The organism is Siccirubricoccus soli (genome assembly GCF_024178315.1).
Classification (GTDB): Bacteria; Pseudomonadota; Alphaproteobacteria; order Acetobacterales; family Acetobacteraceae; genus Siccirubricoccus; species Siccirubricoccus soli.
In genome coordinates this window covers 85,356-104,611 of sequence record NZ_JAMZIK010000071.1, presented here as the reverse complement: position 1 = coordinate 104,611, position 19,256 = coordinate 85,356, and the positions used below count along the sequence as shown (strand labels likewise).

16 protein-coding genes are annotated in these 19,256 nt (G+C 70.3%); 9 read left to right on the top strand and 7 right to left on the bottom strand.

Going from position 1 to position 19,256, the window contains the following annotated elements; translation table 11 throughout:
* Positions 1-84 precede the first annotated feature (84 nt).
* On the top strand, positions 85-1,413 hold the full coding sequence (locus NJ376_RS12540) for an aspartate aminotransferase family protein (RefSeq protein WP_252953603.1): 1,329 nt from the start codon (positions 85-87) through the stop codon (positions 1,411-1,413).
* A 170-nt stretch (positions 1,414-1,583) separates the two neighbouring features.
* Here the strand turns inward: NJ376_RS12540 and NJ376_RS12535 are convergent, their stop codons facing one another.
* Entirely contained in the window at positions 1,584-2,018 is a 435-nt protein-coding gene (locus tag NJ376_RS12535) for a hypothetical protein (RefSeq protein ID WP_252953602.1), read from the bottom strand.
* 209 nt (positions 2,019-2,227) lie between these two features.
* On the opposite strand from NJ376_RS12535, the gene NJ376_RS12530 reads away from it, so the two are divergent.
* The gene (locus NJ376_RS12530; RefSeq protein WP_252953601.1) at positions 2,228-3,202 is read left to right on the top strand and encodes a CobW family GTP-binding protein; all 975 of its coding nucleotides are present in this window, start codon (positions 2,228-2,230) and stop codon (positions 3,200-3,202) included.
* A gap of 25 nt (positions 3,203-3,227) precedes the next feature.
* On the opposite strand, the gene NJ376_RS12525 is transcribed toward NJ376_RS12530, so the two are convergent.
* Both NJ376_RS12525 and NJ376_RS12520 read right to left on the bottom strand, forming a co-directional pair.
* Positions 3,228-4,232: a phosphatase PAP2 family protein gene (locus NJ376_RS12525; protein ID WP_252953600.1), complete on the bottom strand. Its 1,005-nt coding sequence runs from the start codon at positions 4,230-4,232 to the stop codon at positions 3,228-3,230.
* A 286-nt stretch (positions 4,233-4,518) separates the two neighbouring features.
* Complete coding sequence (locus NJ376_RS12520) at positions 4,519-6,294, bottom strand: adenylate/guanylate cyclase domain-containing protein (protein WP_252953599.1); 1,776 nt, start codon at positions 6,292-6,294, stop codon at positions 4,519-4,521.
* A 131-nt stretch (positions 6,295-6,425) separates the two neighbouring features.
* Between NJ376_RS12520 and NJ376_RS12515 the strand changes: the two genes are divergently transcribed.
* From NJ376_RS12515 to NJ376_RS12500, 4 genes are all read left to right on the top strand, one after another.
* Positions 6,426-7,880 (top strand): S8 family serine peptidase, encoded by a 1,455-nt coding sequence (locus NJ376_RS12515; RefSeq protein WP_252953598.1) that lies wholly within the window; start codon positions 6,426-6,428, stop codon positions 7,878-7,880.
* 13 nt (positions 7,881-7,893) lie between these two features.
* The gene (locus NJ376_RS12510; protein ID WP_252953597.1) at positions 7,894-8,934 is read left to right on the top strand and encodes a WD40 repeat domain-containing protein; all 1,041 of its coding nucleotides are present in this window, start codon (positions 7,894-7,896) and stop codon (positions 8,932-8,934) included.
* 91 nt (positions 8,935-9,025) lie between these two features.
* Positions 9,026-10,423 carry an aminotransferase gene (locus NJ376_RS12505; protein WP_252953596.1) on the top strand — a complete coding sequence of 466 codons (1,398 nt, stop codon included), beginning with the start codon at positions 9,026-9,028 and terminating at the stop codon, positions 10,421-10,423.
* Positions 10,423-11,256 carry an aldo/keto reductase gene (locus NJ376_RS12500; protein WP_252953595.1) on the top strand — a complete coding sequence of 278 codons (834 nt, stop codon included), beginning with the start codon at positions 10,423-10,425 and terminating at the stop codon, positions 11,254-11,256. Before NJ376_RS12505 ends, NJ376_RS12500 begins: the two co-directional genes overlap by 1 nt.
* Before the next feature lie 96 nt (positions 11,257-11,352).
* On the opposite strand, the gene NJ376_RS12495 is transcribed toward NJ376_RS12500, so the two are convergent.
* A complete protein-coding gene (locus tag NJ376_RS12495; RefSeq protein WP_252953594.1) occupies positions 11,353-12,330 on the bottom strand; it encodes a Bug family tripartite tricarboxylate transporter substrate binding protein in 978 nt (325 codons plus the stop codon).
* 72 nt (positions 12,331-12,402) lie between these two features.
* On the opposite strand from NJ376_RS12495, the gene NJ376_RS12490 reads away from it, so the two are divergent.
* Complete coding sequence (locus NJ376_RS12490; RefSeq protein WP_252953593.1) at positions 12,403-12,795, top strand: hypothetical protein; 393 nt, start codon at positions 12,403-12,405, stop codon at positions 12,793-12,795.
* A gap of 3 nt (positions 12,796-12,798) precedes the next feature.
* On the opposite strand, the gene NJ376_RS12485 is transcribed toward NJ376_RS12490, so the two are convergent.
* Together NJ376_RS12485 and NJ376_RS12480 are read right to left on the bottom strand one after the other, a co-directional pair.
* Positions 12,799-14,196: a hypothetical protein gene (locus NJ376_RS12485; RefSeq protein WP_252953592.1), complete on the bottom strand. Its 1,398-nt coding sequence runs from the start codon at positions 14,194-14,196 to the stop codon at positions 12,799-12,801.
* A 12-nt stretch (positions 14,197-14,208) separates the two neighbouring features.
* Positions 14,209-15,873: an NAD(P)/FAD-dependent oxidoreductase gene (locus tag NJ376_RS12480; RefSeq protein ID WP_252953591.1), complete on the bottom strand. Its 1,665-nt coding sequence runs from the start codon at positions 15,871-15,873 to the stop codon at positions 14,209-14,211.
* Between the two features lie 66 nt (positions 15,874-15,939).
* On the opposite strand from NJ376_RS12480, the gene NJ376_RS12475 reads away from it, so the two are divergent.
* Together NJ376_RS12475 and NJ376_RS12470 are read left to right on the top strand one after the other, a co-directional pair.
* Entirely contained in the window at positions 15,940-16,905 is a 966-nt protein-coding gene (locus NJ376_RS12475) for an aldo/keto reductase (protein WP_252953590.1), read from the top strand.
* Positions 16,902-17,780, top strand: a complete 879-nt coding sequence (locus NJ376_RS12470; RefSeq protein WP_252953589.1) for a DMT family transporter — start codon at positions 16,902-16,904, stop codon at positions 17,778-17,780. Before NJ376_RS12475 ends, NJ376_RS12470 begins: the two co-directional genes overlap by 4 nt.
* 367 nt (positions 17,781-18,147) lie before the next feature.
* Here NJ376_RS12470 and NJ376_RS12465 read toward each other — a convergent pair whose 3' ends face one another.
* Complete coding sequence (locus NJ376_RS12465; RefSeq protein WP_252953588.1) at positions 18,148-19,254, bottom strand: Bug family tripartite tricarboxylate transporter substrate binding protein; 1,107 nt, start codon at positions 19,252-19,254, stop codon at positions 18,148-18,150.
* Positions 19,255-19,256: the final 2 nt, after the last annotated feature.

Genomic DNA, 19,256 nt, shown 5'->3' with positions numbered 1-19,256 from the left:
ATGCCCGGCGCCCCCAAGGAACCACCGAGGCTTGCTTGCCGCCCGGCCTTGGGCTTGTGTGCCTCAGCCCTGGAGACCGCTGTGATGAACGAAAGCAGCCTGCCCCGCCCGAACAACCTCGACGCCTTCTGGATGCCCTTCTCGGACAACCGGTATTTCAAGGCCAATCCGCGCATGATCGGCCGGGCCGAGGGCATGTCCTACTACACGCCGGAGGGGCGCGAGATCCTGGACGGCACGGCGGGTCTCTGGTGCTGCAATGCCGGCCATGGCCGGCGGGAGATCAAGGAGGCGATCCAGAAGCAGGCTGCCATCCTGGACTACGCGCCCACCTTCCAGCTCGGCCATCCCATCGCCTTCGAGGCCGCCGCGCGCATCGCCGAGATGACGCCGGAGGGGATGGACAAGGTCTTCTTCACCAATAGCGGCTCCGAAAGCGCCGACACCGCGCTGAAGATCGCGCTCGCCTACCACAAGGCCCGTGGCGAGAGCAGCCGGGTGCGGCTGATCGGGCGGGAGCGGGGCTATCACGGCGTCGGCTTCGGCGGCATGTCGGTGGGCGGCATCGGCGGCAACCGCAAGCAATTCGGCGCCCTGCTGCCCTATGTGGACCACCTGCCCCACACCCATGGCCTGAAGGAGAACCTCTTCGCCAAGGGCCAGCCGGAGCAGGGCGCGCATCTGGCCGATGCGCTGGAGAACCTGGTGGCGCTGCATGGCGCCGAGACCATCGCGGCGGTGATGGTGGAGCCGGTGGCGGGCTCCACCGGCGTGCTGGTGCCGCCGAAGGGCTACCTGCAGCGCCTGCGCGAGATCTGCGACAAATACGGCATCCTGCTGATCTTCGACGAGGTCATCACCGGCTTCGGTCGCCTCGGCACCAATTTCGGCGCCGAGCGGCTGGGCGTGGTGCCGGACATCATGACCATGGCGAAGGGCCTGACCAACGCCGCGGTGCCGATGGGCGCCGTCGCGGTGAAGAACGGCGTCTTCGATGCCATCGTGAATGGCGCGCCGGCGGGGATCGAGCTGTTCCACGGCTACACCTATTCCGGCCACCCGCTGGCGGCCGCCGCCGCCATCGCCACGCTGGAGCTGCACCGGGCCGAGGACCTGCCCGGCCGCGCCCGGGCGCTGGAGCCCTACTGGCAGGAGGCGGCGCACAGCCTGCGCGCCGCGCCCCACGTGGTGGACATCCGCGATTGCGGCCTGATCGCCGGCATCGAGCTCGTCTCCCGCCCCGGCGCCGCCGGGGCGCGGGCGATGGAGGTGTTCCGCCGCTGCTTCGATGACGGCGTGCTGATCCGGGTGACGGGCGACATCATCGCCCTCTCCCCGCCGCTGATCTGCGAGAAGCCCCATGTGGACCGGATCATGGGCACGATCGACAAGGCGATCCGGGCGGCGGCCTGAGGTCGGCCCGGCGGAATCCGACCCGGCCAGGAATCGGCCCGGCCCGCGCGCGGCCCCATCAGGCACCGTGCGCAGGCCGGCCATGATCGGGCCGGGGCGCCGGGCAAGCCCATCCAGGCGCTGCCCGAACGCCCCGGGCGGCGGCCTTGGCGCCGCCCCGCGGCTCGACCTTAGCTGGCGTGCAGGCGCTTGCTGGCCGCCATCGCCTGCTGCTCCGCCGCCGGCACATGGCCCTGGCGCAGATCGGCGCGGGCGGTGCCGATCTCCTTCACCACCTCGTCCAGCCTGGCGACGCGCTGCGCATCGGCCGGCGCCGCATCCGGCTTGCCCTGGAGGAAGGCGCGCTCGTTCAGCACGGAGGTCTCGGCCCGCTCCAGCCAGGAATTCGCCGCCAGCTGGCGGTCATGGCTCAGGTCCCGCTCGGCGGCGCGCAGCGCGAAGCCGGGGCTGCGGCCGAAATGGCGGGGCGAGGCGGGCTGGGTGGCCCCAGGCTGCGGTACGGTGGTCCCCTCGGGGGTGGCCGCATGGGCCAGGCCGGTCATCGCGGGCAGGCCGACGGCCAGGGTCAGGGCCAGAACCGCGCCGGTGCGACGAAGCATGCTCATGGTCTGCATCCTTGCTTTCCGCCGGGCGTCGGGGGCGTCCCCAGCGGCAAGGGCGAGGTTCGGCCCGCCAGGCTGCCCCGGCCTTGGCCCCAGCCTTACCGTTTCGTATGCCTGCCCATTCCCCCCCGCCCCCCGGCCCTTTGCCCCAGGCGCCCACTCGCCCCATATTCCGGGCCAACCGAATCCCGCCTGAAGCGGAGCCAATCCCGATGAGCGAAACCGCCCAGATCCCCGTCACCGTCCTCACCGGCTATCTCGGTGCCGGCAAGACCACCCTGCTGAACCGCATCCTCAGCGAGAACCACGGCAAGAAATTCGCCGTCGTCATCAATGAGTTCGGCGAGCTCGGCGTGGACAACGACCTCGTCGTCGATGCCGACGAGGAAGTGTTCGAAATGAACAATGGCTGCATCTGCTGCACGGTGCGGGGCGACCTGATCCGCATCATCGGCGGGCTGATGAAGCGCCGCGGGAAATTCGACGGCATCATCGTCGAGACCACGGGCCTCGCCGACCCCGCCCCGGTCGCCCAGACCTTCTTCGCCGATGAGGATGTGAAGCGCGCCACGCGGCTCGACGCCATCGTCACGGTGGTGGACGCCAAGAACCTCCCCGCCCGGCTGGAGGACAGCAAGGAGGCCGCGGAGCAGATCGCCTTCGCCGACATCATCCTGCTGAACAAGATGGATCTGGTGACGGAGGCGGAGGCCGCCGAGGTCGAGCGCCGCATCCGCGCCATCAACCCCTATGCCGAGATCCGCCGCAGCACGAAGTCCGAGGTGCCGATCGACGCGGTGATCGGCCGCGAGGCCTTCGACCTGAAGCGCATCCTGGAGCGGGAGCCGGAATTCCTCTCCGGCGAGGATGACCACGAGCATGACAGCGACGTGAACAGCGTCTCCTTCGAGGTCTCCCGCCTGATCGACCCCGAGCGCTTCAATGCCTGGATCAGCCAGCTCCTCGCCCAGAAGGGGCAGGACCTGCTGCGCACCAAGGGCATCCTCTACTACGCCAATGACGACCGCCGCTTCGCCTTCCAGGCGGTGCACATGATCGCCGATGGCGATTTCATCGGGCCGGTGAAGGAGGGCGACCCGCGCCGCTCCAAGATCGTCTTCATCGGCCGCGACCTGAACCGCCCGGCGCTGCGCCGCGGCTTCGAAGCCTGCCAGGTGGACGCCTGAGCGAGGCGGCAGGCGTTGGGCCTGCTCAGGCCCATTCGCTCTGCGCCACCGGCACCAATTGATTGACGATCGGGCAGGCTCGGAAGATCGGAAAGGCTCTCGTCGCAAGGCGCAGGCCTGCTGCGCTGTCGCTCGGGTAGTGGAGCCCGGCGATCTCCCGGTTCCTGGCAATGCGCCGGGCGAGCCGCCGCAGCGGCCCGTTCGCTTCCTGCCCGGCAGGCACGGCGGCCGGCATCAGCTGCTCCAGCAGGAAGGCGATGAGATAGGCTTCCGTGGCATGGCCGCTGGGATAGGCCGGGTGTCCCGGATGGTCGAACGGCAGCATGAGCGAGGGCGACAGCCGGGACGGCCGCGGCCGGTTGAACAGATGCTTGTAATGCATGACGAGGAAGCTGCCGACATAGAGGGCCGCGACGCAGAGATAGGTGGTCGCCGGATGCGATGACCGGGTGAAGCTGAGCACGCCGCGGAAATAGGTGACGATGCCGGTCTGCTGCGCCAGGATCTCGGCCATGACGGCGGGCCGGTATTCCACCAGCGCCTCCAGTTCGGCGAGTTCGGCAGCCACGTTCGCCGTGTTGTAGTGATCGGGTCCCGCCGGCGCGGGGTCGAGCAGCGTGGTCCACGCAGGTGGCGGCAGGTTCGCAACCGCTGCCGCTGGCCACGGATTCAAGGCGGGCACACCTGCCACCGCCGGCATGGACGAGGCGAATTCCGCAAGCACGACCTGGGCGAAGAACCGCGGCGCCCAGCCGCCGTAGCGGAACGCTTGCAGGGCGGCGGGATGCGCGAAGGGGGTGGCGGCGGGGGCGGGGGCCCAGACCACGCCCGCCAAGGGTGGCGGCCATTGTTCGCCGTCCCAGATCGGCGGCGCGCCTGGCGGCAATCCGGGAACGGTGTTCAGGGCCGGCGATACGCCTATCGGCCGGCGTGTGGACCGGGCGGGACCGGCTGCGGCATAGGCCGTGCCATCGGTGCCGTCCGTGCCATCGGTCCCATCGGTGCCGTCCGTTCCATCGAAGCCGCTCATTGCTTGCCTCCCTTGTGCCCGGCGGACCGGTATCGGCCTGGCCGCATTCAGTAAGGACACGGCTCCGGCCTCGTATGGGCCAACGATGCCTTCCCCATCGCGCGCCCACCGGGGCACCTACGCGCGGGGCAACCGCGGGCCGGAGCAATCCCCGATCGGGGGACCCGCCCGACCGGGGATTGCTCTCGCGCGCGGTCGGTTGAGGTCGGATCGACCGAAACCGTGAGTCACGCGACCAGTCAGTGCGCCAGAGCGGGATGGTGAGCGAAGCTCGGCCGATCCCGCCCTAGAGTGGTCCGCCGGCGTCCCGCAGATCGCGTTCGAAGCGGGCTCGCAAAGCCGGCTCCCGCATAGGCATGCGGTGCTTCACATAGTTCGCCAGCCGGAATCCCGGTTCCAACTCCAGCAAGCGGGCCATCGCCTCCCTGGCCTCCACGGCCCGGCCGAGCGCCGCCAGGACGGCCGCCAGGACTCGCCAGCTCGACGCATGCGCAGGATTCGAGCCGATGCAGAGCCGTGCCCAGCGCTCCGCCTCCGGCAGGTTCTCGCAGGTGTAATGGGCGATGGAGATGAAATGCTGCTGCGAAAAGCGCAGCGGATCATAGGGCGACAGCCGCATGCCCCGTGTGGCGTGGAGGACCGCGTCCCGCCCTCGGCCGACATAGCTCAGGGTGCCGGCGGAAAGGGTCCAGGCTAGCGCGCTGTTCGGGCAGGCTGCCAGCGCCCGCTCGAAGCAATCCATGGCGGTGTCGCTGTCGTGCAGGAGATAGGCGGTAAGATGTCCATAGGTCGCCAGCGCCATTGCGTTCGTGCCGTCCAACGCAATGGCGCGCTGCGCCAAGGACATGGCCGCCCGGTTGTCGTCCTCGGGGTTGGTGGACCAGCCATACCCGATATTCAGGCTGTGCCATCTTGCCGCCCAGGCCACGGGAAGGGCGAAGCCGGGATCCTCCGCGATGGCTTTCCTGAAGAAGCGGAGAGCGCGGCGAAAGCCTTCGGCGTTGTTTTCGCCCATGGCATGCATGCCGCGCAATGTCAGGTCATAGGCCGTCAGGTTCTCGGGGCGCTTGCGCATGGCGTCGCGCAACGTGGCGGTTCGCAGCTTCGGGACGATTCCGGCCACGATGCCGGTGACGACCTGGTCCTGGACATCGAGGATTTCGTGCGACGCGATGTCGAACCGCTCGCCCCAGATGCTCGCGCCGACTTCGGTATCCACCAGGTCGACCGCGACGCGCAGACCTTGGCCCACCCGCAGCAGCCGTCCCGTGGCGACGAACCGCACGCCCATGACGCGGCCGACGCGCAGTGGATCCAGCCGCTGGGATCGGAACATCCGCACCGAATCCTGGGCGATGACAAAGACCTCGTGCAATCCGGCGAGCGACGCGATGACGTCGGCGCAGATGCCTTCGGCCAGGTAGTCGTCATCCGCCTCTCCCGTCACGTTCGCCAGCGGCAATACGGCGATGGAGGGGAGCCGTGCCGGGGGCGGCGGCAGCGGCACCGGGACGGCGCCTCCCACCGGATCGAAGGAGAAGGCGCGAACGGCCCGCGACATGTTGCGCATCGGCAGTTCGCCCAGGTCCCGCGCTGCGCCGCCCTGTTCCGGGCCCAGCAGCGCCACGGCGTCGGCCGACAGTATCGTCCCGCCGGCGGCGCCGAATTCCTGCAGCCTGGCGGCGAGGTTCACCGCGTCGCCGAACAGGCCATCCTTGCCCGTGAGCGCCCGGCCGAAATGGATGGCGATCCTGAACGCGAGTGGCGCGGATGTCGGCTCCGCCTCCTGTGCTGCCGCCGATGCGGCGTGCAACCCCCTGGCCCAGGAGAGGGCTGCGTGCGGGTCTGGAAACTCGGCCAGGACGCCGTCGCCGCGCAACTCGGCGACACGCCCGCCATGGCGCACGGCCTCCGGCTCGACCACCCTGCGGTAGAGGGACATCCAACGCCGGTGCGTTCCCTCCTCATCGGCGGAGGTGAGAATCGAATAGCCGACGACATCGGCAAAAGCGATCGCGACTTCGCGGCGCACCGGGGCCTGTGCGTCGCAGCCGTCAAACAATCCCGCCTCCCGGGGCTCGCCTGCGAACGGCCCTGCGCATCCGTCTCGTCCTGAAAATGGTGCGATAAATTGATCAAATAATGGTCTTGGTGGGTGCAAGCTCATCTAAGCTTAACACTGTCGTGCCTCGGGTGGAGGACGAAATGCAGGATACCGGACAGATCCGGCTGATTCTGGAACTGCCTGCCGATCCAGCCTTGTTGCAAGCCTATCGCAGCGCCCTCGATGAGAGGCGCGAGAGGCTGGATGCGACGCTCGACCGGCTGAAGCAGCGGGTGAATGAGCGGCTGCAGCAGGGGGGCATCAGCTACGAATTCGGCGATCTGCCTTCCCTCGACTTCACCTTCAGGCCCGGACCCGATTTTCCGGGCGCTGACCTGCCGCCGGTGCTGCCGGAACGCCTGGTCTTCGGAATCATCGTCGATGGACGAGAGAAGGCGGCGGCGTTCATCGCTTCGGCCAGGCGATTGAGCGGCGTTGCGGTGGGCACGGACGTGGCCATCCTCGGCTTCAATTCCTGGTGTCCGGGCCGCGTTTCACCCTCGTTCTTCGGTACGCGAGGCCAGGCCGATCGCCTGATCGAGGCCTCGGTTCTCATGGCGACCTCGCCGCCGATGCAGGGCCAGGGCGTGAACCTGATTGTCGTGGACGAGGGCTTTTCGGAGGGGCGGCTCCGGCTGCGGCATCCCGGTTTCGCCTTCGGCGGCGGCTGGCTGGTGAAGCAGCCAGGGCATCCACTGCGGCTTCCAGGCGCTCCGGCCGACCCGGACAGCCACGGCACAATGGTCGCCCGGAACATCCTTGCCGTCGCGCCCCGCGTCCGCCTGTTCGACTTCCCGCTGCTGCCGGACCGCATCACGGATGTCCTGCAGTACATGCTCTGGGCGCAAGCTCAGTTGAACATCGTCCTGGCCAGCATCGCAGCCTGGCGGGCACTGCATCTGGTCCGGGGGCCTTGGGTGCTGTGCAACGCCTGGGGCATCTACGACCGGCGGCTGGAATTCGTGCCGGGCGATTACACCGACAACGCTAAGCACCCCTACAATTTGAGAGTCACCGATGCGGATGCCAAAAGCATCGACCAGGTCTATGCCGCCGGCAATTGCGGCCAGTTCTGTCCGAATATGCGTTGCGGGCCGGCGGATCACGGGCCGGGGCAGAGCATCTTCGGGGCGAACTCCCACCCGCGGGTGCTGACGGTGGGGGCGGTGCGGGCGGATGGGCTCTGGCTCGGCTACTCCTCGCAGGGGCCCGGCCAGGCGGATTTTCTCTCGCTCGCGCCGGCCGGGGCCAGCGCCGTCGAGAAGCCGGATCTGTGCGCGCCAAGCCATTTCGTGGAGGACGGCGACGCGCATTTCGTCAGCACCGGAACCTCCGCGGCCTGCGGCATCGCCGCCGGAACCGTCGCTGCGCTACGCACCAGCGCCGCCGTCAACGGTGCCGCCGCGACGCCGGCGGCGCTGCGCGCGGCCCTGCGGGCGGGCGCGCGCATGCCGCCCACCGCCCCCGGCCCCTGGAATTTCCGGCATGGGTATGGGATCCTTGACCTGCGACGGACTCTGACGAACATCCTGGGCGTACCCTGAGCTGAAGGCCAACGTGACAACGGACAGCACTGCCGCAGACTTCCTGCTCGACGCCCGCGGCGCCTCGCGCCAATTGGGCGCCTGGGTTGTCGGCACCGCCTTTACGCGCGACGGCACCGCTTGCGCCTTCGCACTCGGGGACGGCACCCTCCGCATCGCCCGCCCACACGAGCTGCGCGATGAGTGGGCCAGCGTGCCTGCCCATGACGGCGCCGTTCTCTCCTTCTGCGTCGATGCCCGCGACGGTTTCCTCTCGGGCGGCGATGACGGCCGGCTGGTCCAGGTCTCCCCCGATGGCGCGGTGACGGAAGTGGCGAAGCTCGGCGCCATGAAATGGGTGGAGCATGTGGCGGCGCATGAAAGCGGGTTGCGCGCTGCCGCCGTCGGCAAGCAGCTCCACCTCTTCGACGGCAAGGGAAAGAAGCTGAAGACGCTGACGACGCCCTCCGCCGTCGCCGGCATCGCCTTCGACGCCAAGGGCAAGCGCGTGGCGGCCAGCCACTACAACGGGGCGTCGCTCTGGTTTGTCGCGGCGAAGGAGGACAAGGCGCGGCTGCTGGAATGGAAAGGCAGCCACACCACCATCGCCATCAGCCCGGACGGCACCCATGTGGTGACGGCGATGCAGGAGAATGCCCTGCATGGCTGGCGGCTTTCGGACAGCCAGCACATGCGCATGTCCGGCTACCCGTCGAAGACCAAATTCCTCTCCTTCACCGCCCGCGGCAAATGGCTGGCGACCAGCGGGGCGGACAGCATCGTCATCTGGCCCTTCTTTGGCGGCGGCCCGATGGGCAAGGCGCCCACCGAGCTGGCGGGCGGCGACGGGGTGCTGTGCAGCGCCGTGGCCTGCCACCCGCAGCATGAGATCGTGGCAGCGGGCTTCGCTGATGGCCTGGTGCTGCTGGCGGAGATCGCCTCCGGCCGGGTGGTGCCGGTGGCGGCGCCGGGGCATGGGCCGGTCTCGGCGCTCGCCTGGAACGCCTCCGGCAGCCATCTCGCCTTCGGCACGGAAACCGGCTTTGCCGGAATTGTGGATCTCTCGAAGCGATAATCGTCACCGAGGGAGTGCTGGGGCCGTGACAGCCCCGGCCATTCCGCTCTAGCCTCTGCCTCGGTTCATCCCTGCCAGCCGAGGCGCCCGCATGTCCGTGACCAACCAGCCCGATTCCGAAGCCCGCGCGCGCGTGGTGGCGCAGGACCTGCAGAACGTGATGCACCCCATCGTGCAGCACCGGGCGCTGGAGAAGTCCCAAATGGTGGTGACCGGGGCCCAGGGCTCCACCATCGTCGATGCCGATGGCACCACCTATCTGGACGCCATGGCCGGCCTCTGGTGCGTCAATATCGGCTATGGCCGGGCGGAGCTGGCGCAGATCGCCGCCGAGCAGATGCAGGCCATGGCCTACTACCCGCACACCGCCATGAACCTGCCCGCTGCCCAGCTCGGCGAGCAGATCAACACCCTGATGGGCGGCGACTACCACACCTACTTCGTCAATTCGGGCTCCGAGGCGAATGAGGCGGGCTTCAAGATCGCCCGGCAATACGCCAAGCACGAATTCCCCGGCGAATTCCGCTACAAGACCATCAGCCGCTATTTCTCCTACCACGGCACCACGCTCGGCACCCTGGCCGCTGGCGGCATGGGCGAGCGGAAGACGAAGTTCGAGCCCTATGACGGCTCCTTCGTCCATGTCCCGGCGCCCACCTGCTACCGCTGCCCGCTCGGCCTGGAATCCGGCAAATGCGGCATGGCCTGCGCCAAGCTGATCGAGACGACGATCCAGGGCGAGGGGCCGCAGACGGTGGCCGAGGTGATCGTCGAGCCCATCATGTCCGCCGTCGGCGTCGCCGTGCCGCCCGATGGCTATCTGGAGACGGTGCAGGAGATCTGCCGGAAATACGACGTGCTGCTGCATGTCGATGAGGTGATCAACGGCTTCGGCCGCACCGGCAAGATGTTCGCCCATCAGCACTGGAACATCAGCCCGGACATCATGGCGGTGGCCAAAGGCATCGTCTCCGCCTACCTGCCCATCGCCGCCACGGTGGTGAAGAACAAGGTGTTCGAGAGCTTCCTCGGCGAGGTCGCCGAGGCCCGCCAGGTGATGCAGGTGAACACCTATGGCGGCCATCCGGCCGCCGCCGCCGTCGCGGTGCGCAACATCGAGATCATGCTGGAGGAGAAGCTGCCGGAGCGCGCCGCCACCATGGGCGCCTATCTGATGGACGGGCTGAAGGACCGGCTCTTCCGCCACGGCATCACCGGCGACATCCGCGGCAAGGGGCTGCTCATCGGCATCGAGCTGGTGACGGACCGCGAGAGCAAGGTGCAGCTCGACGGCAAGCTGGTGCAGGGCGTGGTGGAGTTCTGCAAGGCGAATGGCGTCATCGTCGGCCGCTCCGGCGGCGGCGCGCGGCATTCCAACACCATCGTCCTCTCCCCGCCGCTGGTCATCACCCGCGGCGAATGCGACACGCTGATCGAGGTGCTGGACAAGGCGCTGGCCGAGGCCGCCGCCAAGGCGAAGCCGGTCTGATGCCGATGCAGGTGCCGCTCTTCCGCAGCGCGCGGACGGTGATGCCGCGCCTCGGCTTCGGCACCTGGCCGATGCAGGGGGCGGAGTGCCAGGCGGCGGTGGAGAGCGCCATCGGCCTCGGCTACCGCCATATCGACACGGCGGAGATGTATGGCAACGAGGCGGCGGTCGGCGCCGGCCTCAGGGCCAGCGGCGTGGCGCGGGAGGCGCTGTACCTCACCACCAAGGTCTGGTGGGACAAGCCCGATGGCGCCAGCTTCCGCGCCGCCTTCGAAGCCTGCCTGGCGCGGCTGGCGACGCCCTATGTGGATCTGCTGCTGGTCCATTGGCCGAGCCCGCAGCTTCGGCTCGAATCGGTGCTGGAGGCGCAAGCGAAGATCCTGGCGGAGGGGCTGGCCAAGGCGGTGGGGGTGGCGAATTTCCCGCTGGCGCTGCTCAGGCGGGCGGTGGAGGCGAAGATCGCGCCCATCGCCTGCCTGCAGGTGGAGCATCATGTCTTCCTCGGCCAGCAGAAGCTGCTCGCCTACTGCCAGGCGCAGGATCTGGTGCTGACCAGCTACACGCCTGTGGCCAAGGGCGCGGTGCTGCAGGATGCGACCGTCACCCGCATCGCGGCGAAGCATGGTGCGACGCCGGGTCAGGTGGCGCTCGCCTGGCTGCTGGGCATGGCGAACGTCGCCGCCATCCCGAAGGCCGCCTCGCCCGCGCGGCAGGCGGAGAACCTGAAATCCGTCGAGCTGACCCTGGACGAGGAGGACAGGGCGGCGCTGGCGGCGCTACCGAAGAACCGGCGGATGGTGAACCCCGGCTTCGCGCCGCAATGGGATGGTTGAGAGCGGCGCCGCGGTTCGTCCGTCGCGCCTGAACTCAAGGTTTCCAAAGGCCCTTCGGCCTTTGGCAGGGGGAGTTTGAGGGGGACAGCGTCCCCCTCAATCCGACCGCACCCCCGCCGCCTTGGCGATATCCCGCCAAACGACGCTTTCCTCCTGCACCAGCGCCGCAAATTCCTGCCGGCTGGTCCATGCCGCCTGCGCCCCCTGTGCCAGCAGCGCCTCCCGCAACTGGGCATTCTCGCTGGCCCGGCGCATGGCGGCGGAGAGCTTTTCCGTGATCGGCGCCGGCAGGGCGGGCGGCGCCACCATGCAGTACCAATTCTCCGCCAGCAGCTTCGGGTAGCCATACTCGGCCGTGGTCGCCAGCTCGGGGAGCGACGGGCTGCGCTCCCGCGCCGCCAGGGCCAGCGGGACGATCGCCTTGGCCTGCAGATGCGGCAGCAGCGGCGGCAGGTCCGCGAACAGCAGCTGCACCTGGCCGGCGACCAGATCCGTGATGGCCGGCGCCGCACCGCGATAGGGCACCACCTCCACCTCGGCCCCGGTCAGCGCCTTGAACAGCACGGCGGCGAGGTGGGAGATGCCGGCCGCCCCGGCCGTGCCGATGTTCAGCTTGCCCGGCTGGCGCTTGGCCAGGTCCAGCAGCTCCGGCAGCGTCTTCACCTTCAGGCTGGGATGCGCCACCAGCGCTTCCGGCACCTTGGCCACCACCGTGACCAGCCCCACCTCCTCCGGCACCTTGTAGGGCATGATGGATTGGGTGTGCGGCACGATGACCAGCGACCCGCCATCGCAGATCGCCACCGTGTAGCCGTCCGCCGCGGATTTCAGCGCGTAATCCGTGCCGATCACGCCGGAGCCGCCGGCGCGGTTCTCCACCACCACCTGCTGGCCGACGATCGGCGTCAGCGCCTGGGCGTAAAGCCGGGCGATGATGTCATTCGGCCCGCCGGGCGGGAAGGGTACGACGATCCGTACCGGCTTGTTCGGCCATCCCCCGGCCGGGGCGTTTCCCTGCGCCTGAGCCAGGCCGGGAAGCAGGCCGGCAGCCGCCAATAGTGCGCGACGTTGCATGTTGCATTTCCTCCAGTCGGGCGGAAGCTAGCGTCCCGCCCGGCTTGCCGCCAGCCTTCCCCGGAGTCCGCCATGCAACTCAACCACTGCGCCAATCGCCTGGCGCCCGAGCATTTCGAGACGGTCGTGGAGATGCTGCGCAGCCAGCTTGGCTTCGTGCTGCTGCGGCGGACCGAGCGCGCGGTGTGGCTGCGCCAGCCCGGCGCCAATGTGGACCTGCAATTCAGCCGCAGCCCCACCAGGACGCGGGATGCGGACAAGCTCCGCTCCCAGGTCGCCTTCCTCAGCGAGACGCCGCAGGCGGCGCTGGAGTCGCTCGCCGCCTGGTGCAAGGCGCATGGGCTGCCGGCCGAGGTCGGCGCCTATTCCGACCGGGAATTCTACCTGGATGCGCCGGACGCCTTCGTCGACTTCGTCATCGAGGCGATGCGGCCGGAGCTGGCGGAATACGGGGCGGAGATGTAGGCCTCAGCGCCCCGGCGGCGTCTCCACCAGCTCCACCAGCTCGCCCAGCGACTCGACGGCCTCCGGCGGCAGCGCCGCCAGGTCGAAGTCGCGGCTGTCGAGGAACCTGCCCTCCTTCGTGTAGAGGGCAAGGGTAAGACGCGCCGTGTCGCGTGCGGCGATATGGCCGACGATCGGGGCGCCACCCGCCTCCTGCTCCGCCATCAGGACGAAATCCGCCAGCTCGGCCAGGCTTTCGGGAATCTCCGCCGCTGCCTCCCCGCCCGGCGGGCCGAAATACATCTCCAGCACCTCCTCCAGCTCCGAAGCACCGACAAGGTTCAGCGGGGCGCAGCCCTGGAAGCGGTCGGCGATCTCCTCGGCCCAGGCCTCGAAGGCGGCGTCCAGCGCGTCATCCGCCGCCGCATGCTCCTCCGCCTGCGGATCCGGGGCGGCGCCGCCCTCCGCCAGCGCCGCGAGGTCGGGGGCGGGGCTGCGGTCGATCTGCGCCCATTCCGGCACATCCCAGGCGAGGTTTACCCCGAGCAGCAGGCCGACCCCTTCCTCCGCCAGCTCCGCCTCGGTGGCGGGCGGCAGGGCGGCGGGCTCGCGCCCCGCCAGCATCTCCTCCAGCGCCCGGCGCAGCCCCACCGGGTCCAGCGCCAGCAGCGGGCCCGGTGCGCGCCATGCCGGCAGCAGCCGCAGCTCGGACAGCTCCCCGGCCACCCCGGCGGCGAGGAAGCTTTCGGCGATATAGGCGGCTTCCGGCGCCGGCCCGTCTTCCGGCAGCACCACGGGCAGGACGACGAAGACCGCCCGGCCGGTGGGCGGCACCGCCTTCGCCTCCGCTGTCAGGAAGAGCAGGTTCTCCAGATGCGCGACGGACTCCTCCTCGTAGCGCTCCGCCGCGCGGCGCACCGCCTGGTCCAGCACGCCCTGGCGGCCGGCCTGCAGCAGCTCCTCGGCCAGCGCCTCGAAACCGGGCGGGTCCGGGGCGAAGGCAGCCTGCACCAGCCGCTCCGCCGGGCTGCCCAGGCTGCGGCGCGGCTTCGGCCGCGCCACCTCGCGCAGGTCCAGGCCGAGCGCGGCGAGCGCGGCATCGCCCATCAGCCGCGGCGCGCGGCGGCGCCAGGCCATGGGCGTGCGCGGCTGCTCCGCCGGGCTGTCCAGCCAGGCGCGGAACTCGGCGGCATCGGCCACCTGCACCAGCACCTTGCTGCCGGCGGCGAGGGCGGCCCGGGCCACGGCGCGGTTGATCTCCGCCACCACCGCCAGCGGCGGCGCCTCCGGCCGCAGCGCGTCGAGCGTCGCCTGGTCGGGGAAATGGGTCAGCAGGATGGCGGGCAGCAGCGGCGCCCAGGCGGCGGCATGCGCGGCGGCCTCCTCCGGCGTGCGGGAGGGGGGCTTGCTGGCCTCGGTCATCGCATGTCGTCCTCAGCCATAGGTCATGGTCACTTCGGCGCCGCGGCTCATCTCCCGCGGGATGGGCTGGCTGGTGGCGGAGAGCGCCACCGCCTCCGCCACCCGGATGCCGTCCACCCCGGCGGAGAGGATGCCGCCGGCATAGCCCGCGCCCTCGCCCGCCGGATAGAGGCCGCGCGTGTTCACGCTCTGGAAGTCGAAGCCGCGCCGGATGCGGAGGGGGCTGCTGGTGCGGGTCTCGACGCCGGTCATCACCGCATCGGCGCGGGCGAAGCCGGGAATCTGCTGCGCGAAGGCCGGCAGCGCCTCCCGCATCGCCGCCACGGCGAAATCCGGCAGGCAGCGCGCCAGGTCGGTCGGCGTGACGCCCGGCTTGTAGCTGGGCTCGACATCGCCGAGCGCGGTGCTCGGGCGGCCGGCGAGGAAATCGCCGACGAGCTGCGCCGGCGCGCGGTAGCCGCCGCCGCCCGCCGCATAGGCGAGGCTCTCCCAGCGCCGCTGGAACTCCACGCCGGCCAGCACATCGCCGGGATAATCCTCCGGCGAGATGCCGACGACCATGCCGGCATTGGCGTTGAACTCGGCGCGGCTGTACTGGCTCATGCCGTTGGTCACCACGCGCCCGGCCTCGCTGGTGGCGGCCACCACGCGGCCGCCGGGGCACATGCAGAAGCTGTAGACGCTGCGGCCATTGCTGCAATGGTGCACCAGCTTGTAGTCCGCCGCGCCCAGCGCCTTGTTCCCGGCATTGGGGCCGAATCGGACGCGGTCGATCAGCGATTGCGGATGCTCGATGCGGACGCCGAGGGAGAAGGGCTTCGGCTCGAGGAACACGCCGCGGTCGCGCAGCATGGCGAAGCTGTCCCGCGCGCTGTGGCCGATGGCGAGCACCACCTGATCGGCCTCCAGCACCTCGCCCCCGGCCAGCACCACGCCGCGGACATGGCGCGTGCCCTCGGCATCGGTCTCGATCAGCAGATCCTCGACCCGCGCGCCGAAGCGGTATTCGCCGCCGAGGGATTCGATCTGCTCCCTGATGCTCTCCACCATGGAGACCAGGCGGAAGGTGCCGATATGCGGCTTGGAGAGGTAGAGGATCTCCTCCGGCGCCCCGGCCTTCACGAACTCGGTCAGCACCTTGCGGCCGTAGAAGCGGGGATCCTTGATGCCGGAATAGAGCTTGCCGTCGGAGAAGGTGCCGGCGCCGCCCTCCCCGAACTGCACATTGCTCTCCTCCGTCAGCACGCCGCGGCGCCAGAGCGCCCAGGTATCCTTCGTGCGCTCCCGCACCACCTTGCCGCGTTCCAGGATGAGCGGGCGGAAGCCCATCTGCGCCAGCACCAGGGCAGCGAGCAGCCCGCAGGGGCCGGCGCCGATGACGATGGGGCGGCGGACACCCTCCGGCGCGCGGGCGACGAAGCGGTAGCGCGTATCCGGCGCCGGGCCGATGCGCGGATCCTCCCGGTGGCGCGCCAGCAGCGCGGCTTCCTCCGCCACCTCCAGATCCAGCGTATAGACCAGCATGATGGCGCGCGGGTTCCGCGCGTCGTAGCCGCGGCGGAACACCTGAACCTCGCGCAGCGCCGCATCCGGCACGCCCAGCCGCGCCAGCACGGCGGCGCGCAGCGCCTCCGGCGGGTGGTCGAGGGGCAGGCGCAGCTCGGTCAGGCGGATCATGGGCTTTCGGGACGGGTGGGATAGGATGCAGCGATAGGCCGAAGCGGCGGGGGAGGGAACAGGCAGATGCAGCAACGCAGTCTCGGGCGAACGGGTCTCAAGGTCTCCGCCCTCGGCTATGGCGCCGGGGCGGTCGGCGGGCTGATGGTCCGCGGCAGCGAGGCAGAGCAGGAAGCCTCGCTCGCCCGCGCCTTCGCCGCCGGCATCACCTATGTGGATACCGCCCCGGCCTATGGCGATGGGGAGAGCGAGCGGGTGCTGGGCCGGCTGCTCAAGCGGCTGGCGGCGAAGCCGGTGCTGGGTACCAAGGTGCGGCTGCCCGCGGCGGCGCGGGCCGACATCCCGGGCGCCATCGCCGCCTCGCTGGAGGCGAGCCTGTCCCGCCTCGGGCGGGAGCAGGTGGATCTGTTCCAGCTGCACGACCCGATCGGTTCCCCCGGCGGCTACACCCTGTCGCAGGTGCTGGAGGAGGCGATCCCCGCCATGCAGAAGCTGCGGGAGCAGGGGAAGTGCCGCGTCCTCGGCATCACCGCGCTGGGGGATACGGCGACGCTGGCGGAGCTGCTGGGCAAGGGGCTGATCGATACGGCGCAGATCCCCTTCAATGCCCTGAACCCAAGCTGGCTGGCGCCGAAGCCCGCCCGGCTGCCGGGGCAGGATTTCGCCGGCATCGGCCGCCAGGCGGCGGCGCAGGGGGTGGGGCTGATCGGCATCCGCATCCTGGCGGCGGGCGCCCTTTCGGGGGAAGAGGCGCGGCATCCGGTGGCCATGCCGAAGGTGGCGCCCATCGCCTCCGGCGCCGATTACGCGGCGGATCTGGCCGAGGCGCGGCGGCTGCTGCCGCTGGTGGCGGAGGGGCATGCCGCGAGCCTCGCCGAGCTTGCCATCCGCTACGCCCTGACGCCGCCCGAGATCGGCACCGCGCTGATCGGCACCGCTTCGGTCGAGCAGCTCGAGGTGGCGATCGCGGCGGCGGGGAAAGGCCCGCTGCCGGCCGAGACCCTGGCCCGGATCGGTGCCCTGCTGGCGTGATTTCCGCGCGTTCGCAGGGCTATGCCCTGGTGCTGGTCACCGCCTTCGCCTGGGGCGGCAATTGGCCGGTCATGAAGCTGCTGATGCTGGACTGGCCGCCCTTCGCCTTCCGGGTGCTCTCCGCCGCCTGCTCGGTGACGGTGCTGTCCGCGGTGGCGCTGGCGCAGGGGGAATCGCTGCTGCCGCGGCAATGGGGGCGGCTCGGCATCTCCGCCCTGCTGAACGTGACGAGCTGGGGGGCGCTGGCGCCGCTCTCCATCTTCTGGCTGGAGGCGTCCGAGGCGGCGATCATCGCCTATACCATGCCGGTCTGGGCCACCATGCTGGCCTGGCCCTTCCTGGGGGAGCGGCCAGGCTGGCAGCGACTTGCCGGGCTGGGGATGGGGCTGGCCGGCGTGACGCTGCTGATGGCAGGGCAGCTTGCGGTGGCGCCGGCGGCGGAACTGGTGGGGAAGCTGCCGGGCGTCGCGGCGATCCTCGGCACGGCGATATGCTTCGCCGGCGGGGTGGTCTTCACCAAGCGCTTTCCGGTGGCGATGGCGCCGGTGCCGCTGGTGGCGTGGCAGCTCATCATCGGCATGGCGCCGGTCCTGGTCATCAGCCTGGCCTTCGAGCATCTCTCCTTCGGCGGCGTCACGGTGCGGGGCTGGCTGTGCCTGGCCTATGGGTCGCTGGCGGGGCAGGTGCTGGCCTATCTCGCCTGGTTCCGCGCCATCAAGCTGCTGCCGGCGGGGAATGCGGCGCTGGGCGCGCTGCTGGTGCCGGTGGTGGGGGTGGTGAGCAGCGGGCTGCTGCTGGGGGAGCCGCTGGGCGTGCGGCACGCCATGGCGCTGGTGCTGACCCTGGGCGGTGTGGCACTGGCCTCGCGGGGGTAAGGGCGGCCCGCTTCGGCCGTTCCGGCGGGCGCGCTTCGTGCGCGCTCGACCTTGTCGAGCGCTTCCCGAGCCTGAGTCATGGGGCCGTTTCCGAGTCAAGGACGTAGCCGCGCGAAGCGCGGTGCCGCTGCGCGGCAACCTTGACCCGGAAACGGCCCCATGACCCCAGGCAATGGTCGCCTTCGACGGTGCCGGAGGCGCCGGAAAGCGCCTTCGCAGGCGAGGGAGGCGGCCGAATCTTCGCCCCTTGGTCCCCTCGTTTTCGACCGTGCCACTGGTTGCCCTGACGCGGCCCTGCCGTGGCAGGCTGTGCAAGGCCCCGGGCAGGAAAGCCCGTCCGGGGCCCCGCGGGGCCGCTTCCTGGGGATCAGTCCGCCTTGATCCCCGCGCTCTGGATCACCTCGCGCCAGCGCGTCAGCTCGCCCTGGATCATCGCCGTGTAGGCCGCCGGGTCCATCCGCCCCGGCACCACGCCGATATTGGCGAAGCGTTCCTGCAGCTTCGGGTCCTGCAGCGCCGCGGCGATCACCGCCTGCCAGCGCTCGATGACCGGCGCCGGCACGCCGGCGGCGGTGGAGAAGCCGAACCAATTCGTGCTCTGCACCGCGGGCAGCCCGGCCTCGGCGAAGCTCGGCACCTCCGGCAGCGCCGCGGCGATCACCGCCTGCCAGCGCTCGATGACCGGCCCCGGCACGCCGGCGGCGGTGGAGACGCCGAACCAATTCGTGCTCTGCCCCGCGGGCAGCCCGGCCGCGGCGAAGCTCGGCACCTCCGGCAGCGCCGCGTCGCGCGCTGCCTCGCTGGTTGCCAGCGCCTTCAGCCGCCCGGCCCGGAGATGCGGCAGGGCGATCGGCAGGCTCTCCATCACCGCCGGGATCTGCCCGCCCATCGCATCCGTCAGCGCCGCGGCGGAGCCACGATAGGGCACATGCGTCAGCTCCACCCCCGCTGCCCGCGCCAGCACCTGGCCGATCAGGTGGTTCATCGTGCCGTTGCCGCCGGTGCCATAGGCAAGGCCCCCCGGCCGGCTCTTCGCCAGCGTCAGGAATTCCCGCAGATTCGCCGCCGGCACGCCAGAGCCGACCACCAGCACGCTGGCGAAGGTGCCCACCAGCCCGATATGGATGAAATCCGCCATCGGGTCATAGGGCATGCTCGGGTAGAGCACCGGCCCGATGCCATGCGAGGCAGCGCTGGACATCAGGACGATATGCGCATCGCCGCGCGCCTTGGCCACCAGATCGGCCCCCACCAGCCCGCCGGCGCCCGGCCGGTTCTCGATGACGATGGGCTGGCCGAGCTTGTTGCCGATGCTCTCGCCAAGGGCGCGGGAGAGCGTGTCCGCCGCCCCGCCCGGCGGGAAGTTGACGATCCAGCGGATGGGGCGTTCCGGCCAAGTGCCCTGGGCCTGGGCAAACCGGCCCAGCAGAAGGGCAGGGGAGGCGAGGAGCAGGGCACGGCGTGACGGCAACATCT